This window comes from Stenotrophomonas sp. INTA L402-1, assembly GCF_059295135.1.
Genome location: NZ_JCAFWP010000054.1, coordinates 1 through 18,383, shown reverse-complemented (window position 1 = coordinate 18,383; position 18,383 = coordinate 1). Strand labels below are relative to the sequence as shown.

Genomic DNA, 18,383 nt, shown 5'->3' with positions numbered 1-18,383 from the left:
AGATGTGTATAAGAGACAGGGCCGGCATTCAGCGAAGGTCGGGTTGCCGGCCAGCGGCCGGCACTACCAGAACCCGCTTTCCGAACCCTCACCGGCGCGCTGATGCGCTGCCCCCGCCCCCTCCCACACGGATCAACAAAAGCGCCGGCAGGCGAACCCGCCGCCAGGGCCTTCATCAACTCAGCTCAACCAGTCCTTGCAGGCGCCATCCACCTGGTCACCGCACGCCTGCTGCATCCGCTGCTGCAGCCGTGCCAGCGTCTCCGCACCCTGGTGCTTGCCGCTCCACGCCTTCAACTGCCCGGCAAGTCGCTCGAAGCGCTGGCGAGTGCGCTGGTGGTAACCCGACGGCTGTGCCTCCAGCTCGGCGATCAGCGACGCGGTCGCCTGCTCGATGCGCGGTGCATCGTCCGGCGCCAGCTTCAGCAGGCCTTCCACGTACAGCACGCCCCATTGCACGCGGGTGGCCGGGCCCTGTGCACCGTCGTAGGCGCGCTTCAGCCACTCCAGCGCACCGGCGGTGTCGCCGCGCTGCTCGGCCAGTTCGGCCAGCTCGGGCATGTAGTAGTACGGCTGTTCGCTGCGCTTCAGCTCGGCCAGCAACAGTGCCTCGGCACCCGCGTCGTCACCTACCTCGCGCAATGCGTACACCGCGCTGCTGATCGTGGCCTGGCGTGCATGCGCATCGGTGGCGGCGGCATCGGCAGCGGCCACGCGCTGCTTGACCCGCTCGACCAGCGCCGCGGGCAGTGCGCCCTTGGGCTGCTGCTGGCGGGCCAGCGATACTTCGGTCAGCGCACGCGACAACGCGTCGTCGGCGCGATCACCGCGCTCGGCATCGGCGCGCTCCAGTGCAACCAGCAATTGCTGGCCCAAGGTGTTGGACGTGGCCGGGCCTGCACTGGCCTGCTTGACCAGCTGCACGCCTGCGTAGCCGAGCAATTCACGATTGCGGCGCACTTCCGCCGGTTGTGCCAGTACGGCCTGCAGCAGCTCGCGCACTTCGGTGGGCGAGGCATCGGGCTTCTCGGCTGTGGCCAGAGCCAGCAGGGCGAAACGGCGCTGCAGGGCGGCGTCGGGTGCCGCCCTGGACAACTGGCGCAGCACGTCCTGGCTCCTGCGCTCGCCGGCCAGGCGGTTGGCGTCCACTTCCCAGCCATAGTCGCCCAGCACCTGCCAGTCTTCGGCGGCCAGCCGGTCCGGCGTTGCCAGCGCGGTGGCCAAGGTGGCCGCAACAGCACTGCGGCGGCCAGCGGCGACGGTCAGTGCCCGGGTCAGTTCGGCGGCGTCATTGCCACCGGCGACGCGGGTGATTTCGTTGCGCTGTGGGTCCAGCACGATCAGGGTGGGATAGCCGCGTACGCCGAAGCGTTCGCCCCAGGCTTGCGCACCTTCCTCGTCGCCATCCAGGTAGACGGGAACGAATTTGCTGGTCAGCGCGATGAAGGCCGGGTCCTTGAACAGGCCCGCCTTGAGCTGGTTGCACGGCGGGCACCAGACGGCACCCCAGTACAGCAGCACCGGCTTGCCGCTGTCGGCGGCTTCGGCGAAGGCATCGTCCACATCGCCCTGGCGCCAGGCGATGGCGGATGCCGGCGCGGGTGCCTCGGCGGAGTTGGCGGTGGATACCGGGGCCGGGGTGCAGGCGCTCAGCGCCGAAGCCAGCAGCAACACGGAAAGCGCGACGCGCATCGGCAGCATCTCGAAGGGCAGGGTGACAGGCCATTGTAGGAACCGCCGGGGAGCCTGCTGATTCAGTTTGCTTATGACAGGCGTGCCGCAGGGCATGACGCCCACCGGGCATTGCCGGGCGGATGCCTTCAGGCCGCTGCCCGCACCATCTGCTGGTACACCAGCCCGTTGATCTCGCCGACCTCGCCATCCAGCACGAAGCCATAGCGCAGGTAGGTAGGCACTGCATTGAGCGAGGCGCGCACCGTCAGTACCGGCTCGCGTACCTGTGGCAGCACGGCTTCGAACAAGGCGTGCCCGATGCCCTGGCCCTGGCAGGCGGGATCGACGAACAGCATCGCCAGGTGCCGGCCCTCCTTCAGTTCGACCACGCCGACCACGCGTGCATCCTGCTCGGCCACCAGGATGTGGTTGCCACCGTGCAGGCGCGCACCAAACGCATCGGCTGCAGCGACACTGCCGAAGGTGGCGATACCGGCAGCGCTGAGCGAAGGCGCCACCGCTGCAGTGAACGCAGCCAGGCACACCGCGCTGATCGCGGGCAGGTCATCGACGTGGGCAGGGCGGATCGTCGGCATGCAGTGTTCTTCCAGTGGTGGGCGGCGCGTCATCGTCGCCGCAGGCCTGCGCGCTAAGCTGGCGGCATGAGTGATTTCAATCCTGCTTACGCTGCCTTGTTTCCGCAACAGGGTCTGAGCCTGGGCCTGATGACGCCTGTCGCCGCACATGGGCTGGCCGATCCGCATGAAGCCAGACGCATCGCGCGGCTGGCCGATGATCTTGGCTTCGCCGCGCTGTGGACCCGCGATGTACCGTTGATGGTGCCACAGGGTCCGGATGCGACAGCGAGCGCGCTGGATGACCCGTTCCTGTGGCTGGGCATGCTGGCTGCCGCGACCGAGCGCATCGTGGTCGGCAGCGCAGCCATCGTGCTGCCATTGCGCCAGCCGCTGCAGGTGGCGAAGTCGGCCTTGAGCCTGGACCGGATCAGTGGCGGACGCTTCGTGCTGGGCCTGGGTTCGGGTGACCGCCCGGAAGAATTTGCCGCGTTCGGTGAGGATCTGGAGGGCAGGGCGGCGGCGTTCCGTGAGCGTTGGACGTCGTTGCGCGCAGCGTTGTCACCAGAGGCCGATGAAAGGACCGCCGTACTGCAGGCGACCGGTGGTTTCGACGTGCTGCCGGCGCCGGCAACGCGGATTCCGATGCTGGTGGTGGGTACTGCGCGGCAGAGCCTGCAATGGATCGCGCGTGAAAGCGAAGGCTGGGCCACCTATCACCGCGAGGAGGTTGCGCAGGAAGGACGCATCGGCCTGTGGCAGCAGGCGCTGGTGCAGCGCGGCGGGTCGGGCAAGCCGTTCGTGCAGTCGATGCTGCTGGACCTGCAGGCGGATCCGCAGGCGCCATCCGAGCCGCTGCCGCTGGGCCTGAAGGTCGGCCGTGACGGGCTGCGCGACTATCTGCGGCGCGTGCATGCGCAGGGCGTGGCGCATGTGATGTTCAATCTGGTCGACAACGGACGGCCGATGGACACGGTGCTGCGCGAGATCGGCGAGCAGGTTATGCCGGATGTGCTCCGGTAGGTGTCCACCTTGGTGGACACGCCATATCGCTGCGCTCGCCGGGCATGGCCCGGCGCTACCCGCCGGTGTCCGGAACGTTCGCATCTGCGTATCATTCGCATTTGATATCCCGATGCTGGAGCTCCGCGTGACCCAACGTTCCCCCATGCACCCGGCCGGACGCCTGTTCGCCGCGGTCGCTTTCATCGAGGCCGTGACCTGGGCCGGCCTGCTCATCGGCATGTGGATGAAGTACGGCCCGATGGCCAACGTGGCGCTGGTCAAGCTGTTCGGACCCCTGCACGGCGTGGCGTTCCTGGTCTATGTGGCGGTGACGCTGTTCGCGGCAATGCGCCTGCGCTGGCCGTGGTGGGCCAGTGCCCTGGCCCTGCTGGCAGCGATCCCGCCGCTGGTGACGCTGCCGCTGGAGTGGTGGTTCAAGCGCCGTGGCCTGCTGGGCCTGCGTGCAATGCGCTGAACCCACTGTTGCATGCCCATTCAAGAGAATGGGTATCAAATGCAAATACGAGCCGTTATCATTTAAGGATGGCATCGGGTCCTGAGTAGGACCGGGTGCCGGGCGGGGCGCACAGACGCGCCCGGCCATCCTTTCCTGTTACGGCTGGTGTTTCATGCACGCACGTCCCGTCGTTCCCGGCTTGCCGGCGCTGGTGTTGGCTGCCCTGATCGGCACCATGGCGATGATGTCCTTCGTCGCCGTGATCGGCCCGGTGGTCCGCATGCTCGGCTTGTCCGAGTGGCATGCCGGCCTCTCGGTCACCGCCGCCGGTGTGTTGTGGATGCTGGCCGCGCGCCCGTGGGGCCAGCTCAGCGACCGCATCGGCCGCAAGCGCGTGCTGATGCTGGCGATGAGTGCTTACACCGTGGTCTACATCGCGCTGGCGGTGTTCATCGACGTGGCCCTGCAGGCGGTGCCGCCGGTGCTGGTGTCGGTGCTGGTGCTGGTCGGTGCGCGTGGCCTGATCGGCCTGTTCTACGCCGCCGTGCCTCCCACCGCTGCCGCGCTGATCGCCGACAAGGCACCGACCGGGCAGCGTGCGAAATTCCTCGCCCGCCTGGGCAGCGCCAACGCGCTGGGCATGGTGCTGGGGCCGGCGGCGGCTGGCTGGCTGGCCTATACGAATCTGTCGCTGGCGCTGTATGTGGCCGCATTGTTGCCGCTGCTTGCGCTGGCATTGCTGGCGTGGCGGTTGCCGGCCACACCGCCGGTGGAGAGCGCTTCTGCGCAACGCCGCCAGCCGATGAGCCGTCTCGACCCGCGCCTGCGCCTGCCACAGCTGGCGGCGTTCATCGCCATGATCTCGGTGACCATCGCGCAGGTCACGGTCGGCTTCTTCGCGATCGACCGCCTCGGCCTGGATGCAGCTGCGGGCGCGCGCATGGCCGGCATTGCACTCACAGCGGTTGGCGTCGGCCTCATCCTGGCACAGGCGCTGGTGATGAAGATGGAGGTACATCCACGCCGCTGGATCGTCCTCGGCGCACTCATTTCCGGCATCGGCTTCGCTTCGGTGGCTGGTGTGCAGCAGGCCTGGCAGTTGCCAGCGGCGTACGCGCTTGCCGCGTTCGGCATGGGTTTCGTATTCCCCTCGTTCCAGGCGCTGGCCGCCGACGCGGTGGAAGCGCATGAGCAGGGCGCTGCCGCCGGCACCGTTGCTGCCGCGCAGGGGCTGGGCATGGTGGCCGGACCGATGCTCGGCACGCTGTTTTATCGCGGCGGGCCCAGCCTGCCTTACCTGCTGGTCGGCGCGCTGCTGCTGTTGCTGTGTGCGCTGGCCGCCGCGTATCGGATGAAGGAGACCTCATGAACGATTCCCTGATGCAGGGCGCGTGGCCGGAGGCTGCGCCGGCTGCGCTGGAAAGCACCGACGACGCGTCGCTGTTCCTGCTGCAGCATGCGGGCCAACACGTGCACGCACGCGGGTGCCGCGCCGCGCTGCCGACCGGTGCACTGGCGACGCTGGCAGAGCGCGTTTCGGAGTTCTTTGCCCAGCAGCGCGGCGGTCCGGGCCTGTTGGTTGGCGCGGTGCCGTTCGAACCGCGTGCGGACGATGCGTTGTACCAGCCCGAGCGCCTGCTGCCTGCGCTGGCATTGCAACCTCAGGCCGCACCGCCGCTGGACGGCACCCTGCGGGCCGAGCCTGTGCCGCAGGACTATGCGTCAGCGGTTGCCGCGGCGGTGCAGGTCCTGCGTGCGCCCGAGCAGAACCTGCACAAGGTGGTGCTGGCGCGCAGCCTGTTGGCGCGCACCCGCCAGGCGCTGTCTCCGGACGTGCTGCTGGCACGCCTGGGCGCGGATCCGTCGGTGGCGACCTACGCGGTGCCGTTGCCGGTGGAGCTGGGCCAGGCGCCGGCGTGGCTGGTGGGGGCAACCCCGGAACTGCTGCTGCGCAAGCGCGGTGCCGAACTGCTGTCGCATCCGCTCGCCGGTTCAGCACGCCGCAGCGCCGATGCTGCCGAGGACGAGCGTGCCGCGCAGGCGCTGCTGGCCTCGACCAAGGACCATGACGAGCATCGCCATGTGGTGGACGCCATCGTCGAGGGCCTGGCACCGTACTGCAGCCACATCGATGCACAGCCACGGCCGATGCTGCATGCCACCGCCAGCATGTGGCACCTGGGCACCCGCATCCATGCCACCCTGAAGGATCCGCAGACGCCTGCCGCCGAACTGCTGGCACAGCTGCACCCCACGCCGGCGGTCTGCGGTACGCCGCGGCTGGCGGCACTGCAGCGCATCCGCGAACTGGAACCGGTGCCCCGCGGCTTCTACGCCGGCGCCGTGGGCTGGCTGGATGCGCAGGGTGACGGCGACTGGTACGTGGCGATCCGCTGCGCACGCCTGCAGGGCACGCAGCTGCGCCTGTATGCCGGTGCCGGCATCGTCGCCGAATCGGAACCCGAGGCCGAGGTGGCCGAAACCGCGGCGAAGTTCGCTGCCCTGTTGAACGCGCTGGGTGTCCATGAATCCGCGCCCGCCATTGAGCCTGCCGCATGAATACCTCCATTGATTCCTCCCGCCTGCCACTGAAGCAGGTATGGCCCGATGCGCTGGCGGCGCGCTATCGCGAGGCCGGTCACTGGCGGGGCGAGACCTTCCCGGCGTTCCTGCGCGAGCGCGCGGAACGCTATGCGGATGACATCGCGGTGGTCGCCGGCGATGTCCGCCTGAGCTACGCGCAGCTGTGGCACGAAGCCGGCCGCATCGGTGCCGGACTGCTGGCACTCGGCCTGCAGCCGGGTGAGCGGGTACTGGTGCAGCTGGGCAACACCGCCGGGTTCATCACCACCGTATGCGGACTGTTTCGTGCGGGCCTGGTGCCGGTATACGCGTTGCCGGCGCATCGCATCACCGAACTGGTGCACTTCGCCAACAAGGCCGAGGCCAGTGCCTACATCACTGCCGACCTGCACGATGGCTTCGATCATCGCGGGCTGGCGCGGGCGCTGCAGGCCGAGGTGCCGGCGCTGCGCCACGTGGTCATCGACGGCGATGCGGCGGAGTTCACCGCGCTGGAGGCGCTGCAGGGCGATCGCAGCGAGCTGCCGGCCGACCCGGATCCGCAGTCGGTGGCGTTCCTGCAGATCTCCGGTGGCAGTACCGGGTTGTCCAAGCTGATTCCGCGTACCCACGACGACTACATCTATTCGTTTCGCGCCAGCAATGACATCTGCGGCATCGACCGCGACAGCGTGTATCTGGTCGCGCTGCCGGCCGCGCACAATTTCCCGATGAGCTCGCCCGGTTTCTTCGGCGCGCTGTATGCAGGCGCCCGTGTAGTGCTCAGCCCCGGCCCCGGCCCGGATGCGGCGTTCCCGTTGATCGCCCGCGAGCGCGTGACCTGCTGTGGCCTGGTGCCGCCGCTGGCGCTGCTGTGGGCGCAGGCGGCGGCAACCACTCCGCACGATCTGTCCAGCCTGCAGGTACTGCAGGTGGGCGGCGCCAAGCTGGTGCCGGAAGCTGCGCGGCGGGTGATCGACGGTCTGGGCTGTACCCTGCAGCAGGTGTTCGGGATGGCCGAAGGCCTGGTCAACTACACCCGCCTGGATGATCCGGAGGAACTGATCGTGGCCTGCCAGGGCCGGCCGATCAGCCCGGACGACGAAGTGCGCGTGGTCGATGACCACGACCAGCCGGTGGCTGAGGGTGAAGTGGGTCATCTGCTGACCCGCGGCCCGTACACCATCCGTGGTTACCACAACGATGCGGTGGCCAACGCGCGCTCCTTCACCGACGATGGGTTCTACCGCACCGGTGACCGCGTGCAGCAGTTGCCCGGCGGCTATCTGGTGGTGCAGGGCCGTGCTGGTGACCACATCAACCGCGCGGGCGAGAAGATCTCCGCCGAGGAGATTGAAGATCACCTGCTGGCCCACCCCGGCGTGTTCGACGCCGCCGTGGTCTCCATTCCTGACGAGTATCTCGGAGAGCGCAGCTGCGCGTTCGTGATCCAGCAGGGGGAGCCGATCAAGGCGCCGGCACTGAAAGCCTGGATGCGTACGCGCGGCCTGGCGGCGTTCAAGGTGCCGGACCAGGTCGTGTTCGTCGACAGTTTCGATACCACCGCGGTCGGCAAGATCAGCCGCCGCGAACTGCGCGCGCAGCTGCGTGCGCGTCATCTGCAACAGACAGGAGGAACGCGCTGATGGCGCTGCCCCGTATCACCAACTATCCCTTGCCGACCGCTGCCGAACTGCCGCAGGCGCGTGGCCCCTGGCGCCCGCAGCGTGATCGTGTCGCACTGCTGGTGCACGACATGCAGCGCTACTTCCTGGCCGCATTCGATGCCGGGAACGCACCGCTGCGGCCGGCGGTGGACAACATCGCGCGCCTGCTGGCGCATTGCCGCGCGCAGGGTATTCCGGTGTTCTACACCGCCCAGCATGGTGACCAGGATCGCCGTGACCGTGGCCTGCAGGCCGACCTGTGGGGCCCGGGCATGCGCAGCAGCGCCGATCATGAGCCGATCATCGAGGCGCTGGCACCGCAGCCGGCCGAGCATGTGCTGGTGAAGCACCGCTACAGCGCGTTCCAGCGCAGCAACCTGGAGACGCTGATGCGAGTGCGTGGGCGGGACCAGTTGCTGGTGACCGGCGTGTATGCGCATATCGGTTGCACTGCGACCGTGGTGGAGGCGTTCCAGCGTGACATCGAGGCCTTCATCGCCGCCGATGCGGTGGCGGACTTTTCGCGTGCCGATCACGATCAGGCGCTGCACTGGATCGCACGCACCTGTGGCGTGCCGATGACCACCGATCAGTTGCTGGAGGTGCTGTGATGGCTGCCACGGGTGATGCGCTGGATCTGGAGCGGATGCGTACCGACGTTGCGCGCGTGCTGGAGTGCACGCCGGCCGAGATCGGTGACGACGACAACCTGATCGACCTGGACCTGGACTCGATGCGCATGCTCGGCCTGGTCCTGGCCTGGGGCAACACCGGGTTGCCGCTGGAGTTCTCGCAGTTGGCCGAACACACCACGCTGCGCCAGTGGTGGGGTGTGGTGCAGAAGCTGCAGGCCGCGCAGAACGCATGAACGTCGCTGTGCTGGCCACGCCGGTGGCACTGACCGAGGCCCAGGCCGGACTGTGGTTCGCGCAGCGGCTGGCACCGGACAATCCGTCGTTCAATACCGCGCATGCGGTGTGGATCGAGGGTGCGCTGGACGAGGCCGCATTCATGGCGGCTGCCAACCGGGCCGCGGTTGAAACGGAGGCTTTCGCACTGCGGTTTGCCGAGGGGGGCGATGGTCAGCCGCTGCAGTGGCATGACCCGGCACATGTGCCGCTGCTTTCGCTGCGCGATCTATCCGTCGAGGCCGAGCCGGCATCGGCGGCGCGTGCCCTGATGCAGGCCGACCGGCTCAGCGCGGTCGATCCGACCCGCGACCGCATAAGCCAGCAGGTGTTGTTCGATCTGGGTGGGCAGCGCTGGGTCTGGTATCTGCGTGTGCATCACCTTGCAGCCGATGGCTATGGCATGGCGCTGTTCACTGATCGCGTATGCGCCTTGTATGCCGGTCGTGCGGGTGAGGCACTGCCGGGACTGGCTGGCGTGCTGGCCGATGATGCCGCCTATCGTGCCGACCCGCGTCGCACGCAGGCCGGGCAGTGGTGGCGCGGGCAGCTGCAGGGCGCGCCCGCGGGCGTGGGGCTGGCGGGCACGCTGGCGGCCAGTGATGATGCGCTGCGTTGGGTGCAACCGTTGGATGCGCCGTTCCGCGAACGGCTGCTGCAGACATCGGTACGCTGGTTGCAGCCGTGGCCGGATGTGCTGGCCGCGTTGTCTGCCGAGTATCTGCGGCGGATGAGCGCGGCCGATGAGGTGGTGCTGGGCGTGCCCTACATGGGGCGGCTCGGCAACGCATCGGCGCGTGTGCCGGCAATGGTGATGAATGTGTTGCCGCTGCGGGTGGCGGCCGGTGAGGGCAGCGTCGAGGCCTTTACCCGAGGCCTGGGCCGGCAGCTCAGCCAGGGCCGCAAGCACGGCCGTTACCGTGGCGAGCAGTTGCGCCGGGACATGGGTTTGGTGGGCGCGCAGCAGCGCCTGCATGGTCCGCTGCTGAATGTGCAGCCGTTCTACAAGCCGCTGGCCTTGCCGGGCGTGCAGTCGACGCTGGAGGTGCTGTGCACCGGTCCGGTGGATGATCTGACGTTGGGTTTCCGTGGCGATGGCCAGCACCTGCTGGACCTGGAGATCGAAGCCAATCCCGCGCTTTACAGTCGCGAGGATGTCGAAGCGCACGCGGCGCGGTTGCTGCATTTCGTGTCGGCGGCGCTGGAAGCTGAAGATATCGCGGCGGTGCCGCTGGCTACCGTCGCAGAAGCGCAGCAGGTGGTGCATGCTTTCAATGCCACTGCACATGCGCTGCCACCCACCACGTTGGTTGAACTGCTGCAGCAGGGCATGGACCGTGATCCGCACGCGCCTGCGCTGGTGTTCGGCGACACCACGCTGGACTACGCAACGCTGGAAGCGCGGAGTTTCGCGCTGGCGGCACAACTGCGTGCGATGGAGGTCGGTCCGGGCAGTGTGGTGGCGGTGGCGCTGCCACGCTCGCTGGAACTGGTGATCGCGCTGGTGGCGGTGCTGCGTGCGGGTGCCGCCTACCTGCCGCTGGACCTTGCCCATCCCGATGAGCGCCTCGCGCGCATTCTCTCCTCGGCGCAGCCGGCGTGCGTACTGGCTGCGGCAGAGGTATCGGCGCGCATGGACGGCGTGCCGGTGCTCGCCCCCGACCAATGGACCGCGCTGAGTTTCGCAGCACCGTGGGCCGATCCGGCGCCCAGCGATGCAGCCTATGTGATCTATACCTCCGGTTCGACCGGCGAGCCGAAGGGCGTGGTCATCGAGCATCGTGCCATCGTCAATCGCCTGCTGTGGATGCGCGAGCACTACGGCATCCGTTCCGATGACCGTGTTCTGCAGAAGACCCCGGCGACCTTTGATGTTTCGGTCTGGGAATTCTTCCTGCCGCTGCTGTGCGGCGCGACGCTGGTGGTCGCCGCACCGGATGCGCATCGTGATCCGACCGAGCTCGCGCGGCTGATCCGCGATCATGGCATCACCACGGCGCACTTCGTGCCCTCGATGCTCGACGCCTTCCTCGCCGCGCCGGCTTCCGAAGGCCTGCAGCTGCGCCGCGTATTCACCAGTGGCGAGGCGCTGGACGCTTCACTGCGCGACCGCTTCCATGCGCGCGTGCGCGCCGAACTGCACAACCTGTACGGCCCGACCGAAGCTGCGGTGGACGTCAGCTACTGGCCGGCCTCGGCCCAGGACCATTCGCGGCCAGTGCCGATCGGGTTCCCGGTGTGGAATACCCGCTTGTATGTGCTGGACGCGCGGATGCAGCCGGTGCCGGTCGGTGTGGCCGGCGACCTGTACCTGGGCGGCGTGCAGCTGGCACGTGGCTACCTCGGCCGCGATGACCTGACTGCCGAACGCTTCCTGGCCGATCCCTTCGTGCCGGGCGAACGGATCTACCGCACCGGCGACGTGGCCCGTTGGCGCCGCGATGGTGCGGTCGAGTATCTCGGCCGCAGCGACCATCAGGTGAAGCTGCGCGGCCTGCGCATCGAGCTCGGCGAGATCGAGGCGGCACTGCGCGAGCTGCCGGGCATGGAACGCGTGGAAGTGCTGCTGCGCCAGGACACGCCGGGCGATGCACGGCTGGTGGCCTATGTGCCAGCTGCGCTTGCCGATGCCGTAATGCTGCGCAGCCACCTGGCCAAGCGTGTGCCGGACTACATGGTGCCCTCGGCGTTCGTCGGTGTGGATCACTGGCCGGTGACCGCGAACGGCAAGCTCGACCGCAACGCCTTGCCAAAGCCGCCGCAGAACGGGATTGCCGGACTGGCGGCGCGCACGCCGCTGGAGCAGGAACTGGCATTGCTGTTCGCCCAGGCCTTGGGCCGCGAGACACCCGTGGCCGTGGTTGCGGACTTCTTCAGCCTCGGCGGCGACTCGCTGTCCGCAGTGCACCTGCTGCTGGCCATCGAAAAACGCTGGCGCTGCGATCTGGGCCTGGGGGCCTTGTTTGCGCAGCCGACCGTGGCCGCGTTGGCGGCGCGCATTGCCCAGCCGCCCGCGCTGGCCGATCACGCGTTGGGCCCGGTGATCGCGTTGGCTGCGACTGATGCTGATGGGCCCACACCGCTGTTCGTGCTGCACCCGGCTGGTGGCATCGCCTGGAACTACCGCAGCCTGGCGCGCGCCCTGCAGCCGGCACGCCCGGTGTATGGCCTTCAGTCGGCGGCGCTGGATCCGAAGCAGCCGTTGCCATCCAGCATCGAAGCCATGGCCAACGACTACGTGCAGCGCGTGGTTGCATTGCAGCCGAAGGGGCCGGTGCACCTGCTGGGCTGGTCGGTGGGCGGCATCCTCGCCCAGGCGATGGCGGTGCGCCTGCATGAGATCGGTCGTGAGGTTGGTGAACTGGTGCTGCTGGACGCCTACCCAAGCGAGTGCTGGCGCGCCGAGCCGGAACCCGACGCCATCGCCGCATTGCGGGCGCTGCTGGCGATTGCCGGCCACGATCCGGATGCGCATCCGGAACTGGACAGCCGCGAACGCATTCTTGGTTTTCTGCGCCGTGGCGGCAGTGCGCTCGGCAGCCTGCCGGACGCGGTGCTCGATGGCGTGGTGCGCGCGGTCACTGGCACCAATCGGCTGATCCGCGAACACACCCACCGTCCGTTCGACGGCACGCTGGTGCACGTGCGCGCTGGCCGGGACCATCAGGCACGGCCGCAGTTGCAGTCGGCGCTGTGGCGCGCGCACGCACGCAAGCTGCAGGCGCTGGAACTGCCGTTCCTGCATGCCGAGCTGACCGGTCGCGATGCGGTGGCGCAGCTGGCGCCGTGGCTGTCGGCGCGCCTGCGCCACTGGGATGAGCAACAGGAGATCGCAACATGCAGTTGACCGGTTTTGAAGGTCGCGTGGCACTGGTGACCGGCGCCGCCGGCGGCATCGGCGAGGCACTGGTACGGCTGTTGGCCGAGGCCGGCTGCACGGTCGTGGCAACCGATCGCGAGGCGCCCGTGGTAGTGGATGCGCGTGTGCAGGCGTTTGCGCTCGACGTGACCGACAGCGCGGCGGTGGACGCCCTGGTGGATCGTGTGGAAGCCAGCATTGGGCCGATCGGCGTCGCCGCCAGCGTGGCGGGTGTTCTGCATGTGGGAGCTGTTGCGGAGACCACGGATGCTGATTGGCGCCGGGTGTTCGCAGTCAATGCGGATGGCGTGTTCCATGTCGGGCGTGCGCTGGCGCGGGTGATGTCACCGCGAGGCCAGGGCGCGATCGTCACCGTCAGTTCGAATGCGGCCGGGGTACCGCGGCACGGCATGGCCGCCTATGCCGCGTCCAAGGCCGCCGCCACGATGTTCACCCGCTGCCTCGGGCTGGAGCTGGCGCCGCTGGGCATCCGCTGCAACATCGTCGCCCCGGGTTCAACGCTGACCCCGATGCAGACCGGCATGTGGCAGGACGAGCATGGCGCAGAGCGGGTGATCGCCGGCAACCTGGAGACGTACAAGGCCGGCATTCCGTTGCGCAAGCTGGCCACCCCGGAGGACATCGCGCACTCGGTGATGTTCCTGCTCTCCGAGCAGGCCGGGCATGTGGCAATGAGCGACCTGTACGTGGACGGCGGCGCCACCCTGCGCGGCTGAGTCCTGTCGATACCGGCCGGCAACCCATGGCCCCGGTTGTGCCGGCCGCTGGCCGGCAATCCATGGTCCCTGGTAGTGCCGGCCGCTGGCCGGCAACCTCATTCAACTTCAGATATCTCCCAACCCCCATCGAGGCAGGCTCCGACAGCCAATGCCCGATGATCGCTCCACGATGGGGCATGAGCAGCCATCGCCTCCGCCTGGGCCGTCGTTCCATTGTCGGTCAGGTCTACGTTCTGACAACGACGACACATCTGCGCCGCCGGCTCTTTGAAAGCGAAGCTGCAGTGGCATGTGTAATCGACCAGTTTCATTACATCGAGCGGCGGGGGCTTGTGCAGTCACTCGCATGGGTTGTGATGCCGGATCATGTTCACTGGATGTTCGAGCTGCGTGCAGCTCACCTTCCGGACATCGCACGCCGAATGAAGTCGTCGAGCGCGCTTGCCCTGAATCGCCTGGCGGGTCGTCGAAGTACAGTGTGGCAGCCTGGCTACTTCGACCACGCCGTGAGGGCCGAGGAGTCGCTGGCGCGGCAGGCGCTGTACATCCTGGGGAATCCGGTACGCGCCGGTCTTGCCCGTCAGGTTGGCGAGTATCCGCATGCGTGGTCGATATGGGCGTGATGCCGGCCAGCGGCCGGCACTACCGGTTGCGGTGAGGGCTGAGCAGGCGCTGTACATCCTGGGGAATCCGGTACGCGCAGGTATTGCCCAGCAGATTGGCGAGTACCCACATGCGTGGTCGGTCTGGGCGTGATGCCGGCCAGCGGCCGGCACTACCAGGCTTTCGAGCGAGACGGTTGCGGCAATACACGTTGCAGTCAGGGCTGCGTCAGGCGGTAGACCAGTACACGGTTGTCGTTGTCGTACGCGCTGTCGCAGGATTGGCCCTGCATGCGGCAGTGGCGTGCGATGAAGTCGTTGTCGTTGCCGATCAGCAACAGCACGTCGTTCGGATGCTGCGGGTCCAGCGCTGGCAGTACGTCCATGGCTTCCCACTTTTCCGAGAGCAGCCCGGCATGCGGGCCGCGCTTGGTGTCCAGGTCAAGGCCGGCACGCGCCAGCTGCGGGCGGTCGAGCAGGTTCAGCAGTTCGTCGCTGCGTGCGGGCACGATGCCGTCCTTCAACACGGTGCCCGCCGGGTCGGCCAGCACCGAGGCCGTACCGGACTCATAGTTGCTTCCTGCCAGGTTGCTGGCATCGGCCACATCCACCAGCAGCACCGACTTGTAGACGATCGGGTGATCGCCGCCCTTGCCCAGACCGTTGCCATCGCGGGCCAGCAGCAGGAAGCGGTGGGCATCCAGTGCACGGAGCTCGCTCTGCGCGGCGGTACGGTCCAGCTTGCCCTTGCCGTCGTGTGCATAGGCGGGCAGGGCCATCACGTAATGGCCGATCGGTTGCTGCGGCGTCGGCGAGGCCGTCACGTCGTAGACCAGCACGCGGGTGTTGATGCGCCCGGCCGCGTTGCCTTTTGCGCTGTCCTGCAGCGTCGCGCTCTGAAGGGCCACGAACAGGCGGGTACCGTCGGGGGACAGGCCCATGCCTTCCACGCCCTGGTTGTTGCGGCGCCCAGTCTGCGGCGCCGCCAGCGAACCGAAGGCGGGCTTGCCATCGCGCTGCGGACGGATCGCCGGCGGCGCCATGATCACGCCCTGCAGCTGGCCCTGTGCATCGAAGTAGTAGACGTTGGCGGTGTACTCATCGCCGATGTAGAAGTGGCCATCGGCGGTGAACTGCAGCGACTCCGCATCCAGCGAGACCTTGCCCGCGCCTGCGCCGCTGGCCGGTGAGGGCAGCACCACATCGCGCTGGGTGATCGTGTGCTCACCCGGGTCGGCACCGGTGAACGGCTGCCCCTTGAAATCCTTAAGTACCACGCCCTTGTCGGGCACCATGCTCAGCGTGCCAAGCGCAGGCTTGCCCGGGGTAACGTCGATGCGCAGCTGCATGCGCTCCACGCGACCGGCGTAGTCGTAGAACAGGCCGGCCTCGGGATCATTACGACCGCGGTCGGGGAGGGTCCAGAGCACGCCTTCGTAGCCGCTGGCGGTGCGCTTCCAGGTGCCGGGCTGCACCGCCAGCGACGAAAACGAGCCCAGCGTATCGCCGAGGAAGTCCACCGTGCCCGCGGGCAACCGTCCGGCAGCGACCAGGCCCTTGTCCACATAGGTACGACCGCCCAGCTGCAGGGTGCGCGGTGGTGCACCCGTTGCCTCATGCGGAGCGGAGTATCCGCTGGCGGAGAGGGTGGCCAGCAGCAGGGCGGTCGTGAGCATCAGTGGACTCCGGGCGGAAGATCAGAAGCGAAGGTCGATCGTACCGAACACCTGGCGCGGTGCCGAGGCATGGAACACGTACAGCTTGCCGGCCGGGTCGCTGGGTGCGAACACGCTCGAATCCAGGTTGCTGGCGTAGCGCTTGTTGGTCAGGTTGGTCACGTTGAACGACAGGCGCATGCCCTTGGCGAAGCCGACCTGCCCGAAGTCATAGCCACCGGCCAGATCGAATACGGTGAAGCCACCGAAGCCCTGGTCGTTGGTGTAGGTGTAGAAGCGCTCGCCGGTGTACTTGCCACGCAGGCTGGCGAACCAGCCGTTGTCACGCCAGGTGATCTCGGTGGCCAGCAGCTGCTTGGGCGTGTCGGTCTGGATCCTGCCCTTGATCTGCTGCTCGACACCGGCCTGCACGTAGTTGGAGGCGTAGGTTGAACGGTTCAGCGACGCCGAGGTGTACCAGCTGAAGTGCTCGTTCGGGGTCCACAGTACGGTCAGCTCGGCGCCGCGGCTGTCGACGCCGCCAACGTTGTAGAAGCGGTTGCCGCAGGTCGGGCCGACCGGTTGGCGCGAGTCACAGGGGTTGTACTGCAGCAGGCGGTTGTCGAAGCGCACGTTGTAGGCCGCGATCGAGGCCTGCAGGGTATCGGTGACGAAGCGGTAACCGGCTTCCAGCGAGCGTGACTCCTCCGGCTTCAGGTTGCCCTGAGCGTTCCAGGTCGCCTGGCTGACCGCCTGCGGGCCCAGCTTGAAGCCGCCCTGGAACATGGCGATGTTCTCGGCGTAGCTGGCGAAGATTTCGTGGTGCTCGGCCAGGCGGAAGTTGGCGCCGATGCTGGGCAGGAAGTTCTTGCTGGCCTTCAGCGAACCGGTGGCGAACTGGTTGTTGGAGGTCGGCGAGATCGGCGTCTTCGCATCGCCCGGCAGCGCTTGTGCATCGGAGGTGGCGTGCGGGCTCTTGGCACCGAACTCCAGAGTCAGGCGGTCATCGAGCAGGCGCCAGGTGTCCTTCAGGAAGAACTGGTGAGTCTTCCAGCGGGTGCGTTGGGCAAACACGCCGACATCGGAGGGCAGGGTGTTCATGCCACTCAGGTCACGCGGACCGTCCACGGCGGTCTGGTAGCGCTCGGCGCTGCTGGTGTTGCGCTCGTACCAGACGCCGCCTTCGATGCGGTGCGCGCCCAGCTCCCAGTCGAACGACAGCGTGCCGCCATCGCGGTCGATGGTGTAGATGGTGTTGCGGAAGATGATCGGAATCTCCTGTGCGGTGCCTTTGTTCGACCAGGCGCCGCTGTTCCAGTTGTGGCCTTCGCCGCGGTCATCGTGGTGGTAGGCCAGGGCGCGCAGGCTGAAGCCATCGGCCAGGAAGAAGTCGCCGGCCAGGTAGTACAGGTTGTCGTCGCGCAGGATCTGCCCGGCGGTGAAGGCACCATCGGCATCCCTGTCCGGGCCGCTGCTGTCACACTTCTTCGCATTGAAGCTGGCGGTGTTGCAGTAGGCCTTGGCCACGGCCTTGTTCCAGTCCGGCGCGTAGCCGCCCCAGTCCCAGCCCAGGCCGCGCGACATCTCGTCCTTGGACAGGTAGAAGTAGTCCGCCTGGGTGGTGCGTGAGGTATCGACGAAACCGGTGATCTGGCCGCGGCCAAAGTTCCACACGCCCTTGGCATTGAACTGCTTGGTGGTGGACGTGTTGTAGGCGGTCTGGTCATTCCACAGATCGGAGACGGCATTCATGCCGGAAACGTAGCCGGAGAAGCCGTTGTACTCGCCGCTGTCCACGCGCACGAAGGTGCGGCGGTTCGCATCGCTGCCGAAGGTCTGCACCACGCGGCCACCCAACTCCTGGGCTGGGCGGTCAGAGGTATACGAGATGGTGCCGCCGAGGTTGCTGGTGGACGGCGTGCCGAGGCTGCCGATGCCCACCGCCAGTTCCGCGCCGGCCATGTTCTCGCTGATCAGCGCACGGTTGATGGTCAGGCCGTTGTAGTTGTTGTACGCGCCGTCGCCCAGCGGCACGCCGTCGAGCGTGTAACCGAGACGGGTGGAGTTGAAGCCGCGCAGGCTCAGTGTCATCGACTGCTCGTTGGTGCCCAACGCATCGGCCGACTGCGCGTTGACGCCAGGCAGTAGATTGAGCGTCTTCTGCAGGCTGGTGCCCGGCGGCAGGATGTCGAGGTTCTCGCGGGTGATGCGCTGCACCTGGCGCGCTTCACCGCTGCCGATCACCGAAACCGCATCGAGATCGGTGGCGGACGTGCCAGTGGAGGTCGGGGCAGCATCCTGCGCCCAGGCCGCGGGAGCGAGCGCGATCGACAGCGCAGCGGCCAACAAAGTCTTCGTCATGTTACGGACACTCAGGCAGGCACGAGCCACCGCACGGGCGCGGAGCTCATGGAGTTCAAAAGGGGAGACAACCGATGCGACCGGTGACGCTGCAGGCGCCGTGGATCAACGTGAAAATGGTGCGCTAGACAGATGACTGTCTGGTGACATGTTCATTCGTTGTGAGGCGCCTACCAGGACGGGTAGTGCCGGGGGGGCGGGCGCGCCCCCCCCGCCCGCCCGCTGCAGAGAAACAGGCGGGGCAGCCCCCCGCCCCACCACACCACGTGTTAGAGGCCCAGCCCGAGGCCCTGCGGCGCGCCGTCGCGGCACCCCCAC

Annotated in this window: 14 protein-coding genes; 10 read left to right on the top strand and 4 right to left on the bottom strand. The window is 67.7% G+C overall.

Annotation, left to right across the window (positions count from 1 at the left end):
* Positions 1–180: 180 nt before the first annotated feature.
* Together AC5O77_RS20200 and AC5O77_RS20195 are read right to left on the bottom strand one after the other, a co-directional pair.
* On the bottom strand, positions 181–1,701 hold the full coding sequence (locus AC5O77_RS20200) for a thioredoxin family protein (RefSeq protein ID WP_494507119.1): 1,521 nt from the start codon (positions 1,699–1,701) through the stop codon (positions 181–183).
* A gap of 119 nt (positions 1,702–1,820) precedes the next feature.
* Positions 1,821–2,270, bottom strand: coding sequence for a GNAT family N-acetyltransferase (locus tag AC5O77_RS20195; RefSeq protein ID WP_494507118.1), 450 nt, complete (start codon positions 2,268–2,270; stop codon positions 1,821–1,823).
* Between the two features lie 66 nt (positions 2,271–2,336).
* On the opposite strand from AC5O77_RS20195, the gene AC5O77_RS20190 reads away from it, so the two are divergent.
* The 10 genes from AC5O77_RS20190 to AC5O77_RS20145 all read left to right on the top strand — a co-directional run bounded on the left by AC5O77_RS20190 (position 2,337) and on the right by AC5O77_RS20145 (position 14,070).
* Positions 2,337–3,272, top strand: coding sequence for a TIGR03571 family LLM class oxidoreductase (locus AC5O77_RS20190; protein WP_494507117.1), 936 nt, complete (start codon positions 2,337–2,339; stop codon positions 3,270–3,272).
* A gap of 145 nt (positions 3,273–3,417) precedes the next feature.
* Positions 3,418–3,729: a DUF3817 domain-containing protein gene (locus tag AC5O77_RS20185; protein WP_065723493.1), complete on the top strand. Its 312-nt coding sequence runs from the start codon at positions 3,418–3,420 to the stop codon at positions 3,727–3,729.
* 154 nt (positions 3,730–3,883) lie between these two features.
* Positions 3,884–5,080: an MFS transporter gene (locus tag AC5O77_RS20180; RefSeq protein WP_494507116.1), complete on the top strand. Its 1,197-nt coding sequence runs from the start codon at positions 3,884–3,886 to the stop codon at positions 5,078–5,080.
* Positions 5,077–6,270 carry an isochorismate synthase gene (locus AC5O77_RS20175; protein ID WP_494507115.1) on the top strand — a complete coding sequence of 398 codons (1,194 nt, stop codon included), beginning with the start codon at positions 5,077–5,079 and terminating at the stop codon, positions 6,268–6,270. Before AC5O77_RS20180 ends, AC5O77_RS20175 begins: the two co-directional genes overlap by 4 nt.
* Positions 6,267–7,919 (top strand): (2,3-dihydroxybenzoyl)adenylate synthase, encoded by a 1,653-nt coding sequence (locus AC5O77_RS20170; RefSeq protein WP_317217383.1) that lies wholly within the window; start codon positions 6,267–6,269, stop codon positions 7,917–7,919. Before AC5O77_RS20175 ends, AC5O77_RS20170 begins: the two co-directional genes overlap by 4 nt.
* Positions 7,919–8,551: an isochorismatase family protein gene (locus AC5O77_RS20165; RefSeq protein WP_494507114.1), complete on the top strand. Its 633-nt coding sequence runs from the start codon at positions 7,919–7,921 to the stop codon at positions 8,549–8,551. Before AC5O77_RS20170 ends, AC5O77_RS20165 begins: the two co-directional genes overlap by 1 nt.
* On the top strand, positions 8,551–8,808 hold the full coding sequence (locus AC5O77_RS20160) for a phosphopantetheine-binding protein (protein ID WP_049401311.1): 258 nt from the start codon (positions 8,551–8,553) through the stop codon (positions 8,806–8,808). Before AC5O77_RS20165 ends, AC5O77_RS20160 begins: the two co-directional genes overlap by 1 nt.
* The gene (locus AC5O77_RS20155; RefSeq protein ID WP_494507113.1) at positions 8,805–12,695 is read left to right on the top strand and encodes an enterobactin synthase subunit F; all 3,891 of its coding nucleotides are present in this window, start codon (positions 8,805–8,807) and stop codon (positions 12,693–12,695) included. The genes AC5O77_RS20160 and AC5O77_RS20155 overlap by 4 nt, the downstream gene beginning before the upstream one ends.
* The gene (locus AC5O77_RS20150) at positions 12,686–13,444 is read left to right on the top strand and encodes a 2,3-dihydro-2,3-dihydroxybenzoate dehydrogenase (RefSeq protein ID WP_494507112.1); all 759 of its coding nucleotides are present in this window, start codon (positions 12,686–12,688) and stop codon (positions 13,442–13,444) included. The genes AC5O77_RS20155 and AC5O77_RS20150 overlap by 10 nt, the downstream gene beginning before the upstream one ends.
* A 179-nt stretch (positions 13,445–13,623) precedes the next feature.
* On the top strand, positions 13,624–14,070 hold the full coding sequence (locus tag AC5O77_RS20145; RefSeq protein WP_494507111.1) for an REP-associated tyrosine transposase: 447 nt from the start codon (positions 13,624–13,626) through the stop codon (positions 14,068–14,070).
* Positions 14,071–14,267: 197 nt separating this feature from the next.
* Here AC5O77_RS20145 and AC5O77_RS20140 read toward each other — a convergent pair whose 3' ends face one another.
* Entirely contained in the window at positions 14,268–15,725 is a 1,458-nt protein-coding gene (locus AC5O77_RS20140; RefSeq protein ID WP_494507110.1) for an esterase-like activity of phytase family protein, read from the bottom strand.
* A 21-nt stretch (positions 15,726–15,746) separates the two neighbouring features.
* The gene (locus AC5O77_RS20135) at positions 15,747–18,065 is read right to left on the bottom strand and encodes a TonB-dependent receptor (RefSeq protein ID WP_494507109.1); all 2,319 of its coding nucleotides are present in this window, start codon (positions 18,063–18,065) and stop codon (positions 15,747–15,749) included.
* Positions 18,066–18,383: the final 318 nt, after the last annotated feature.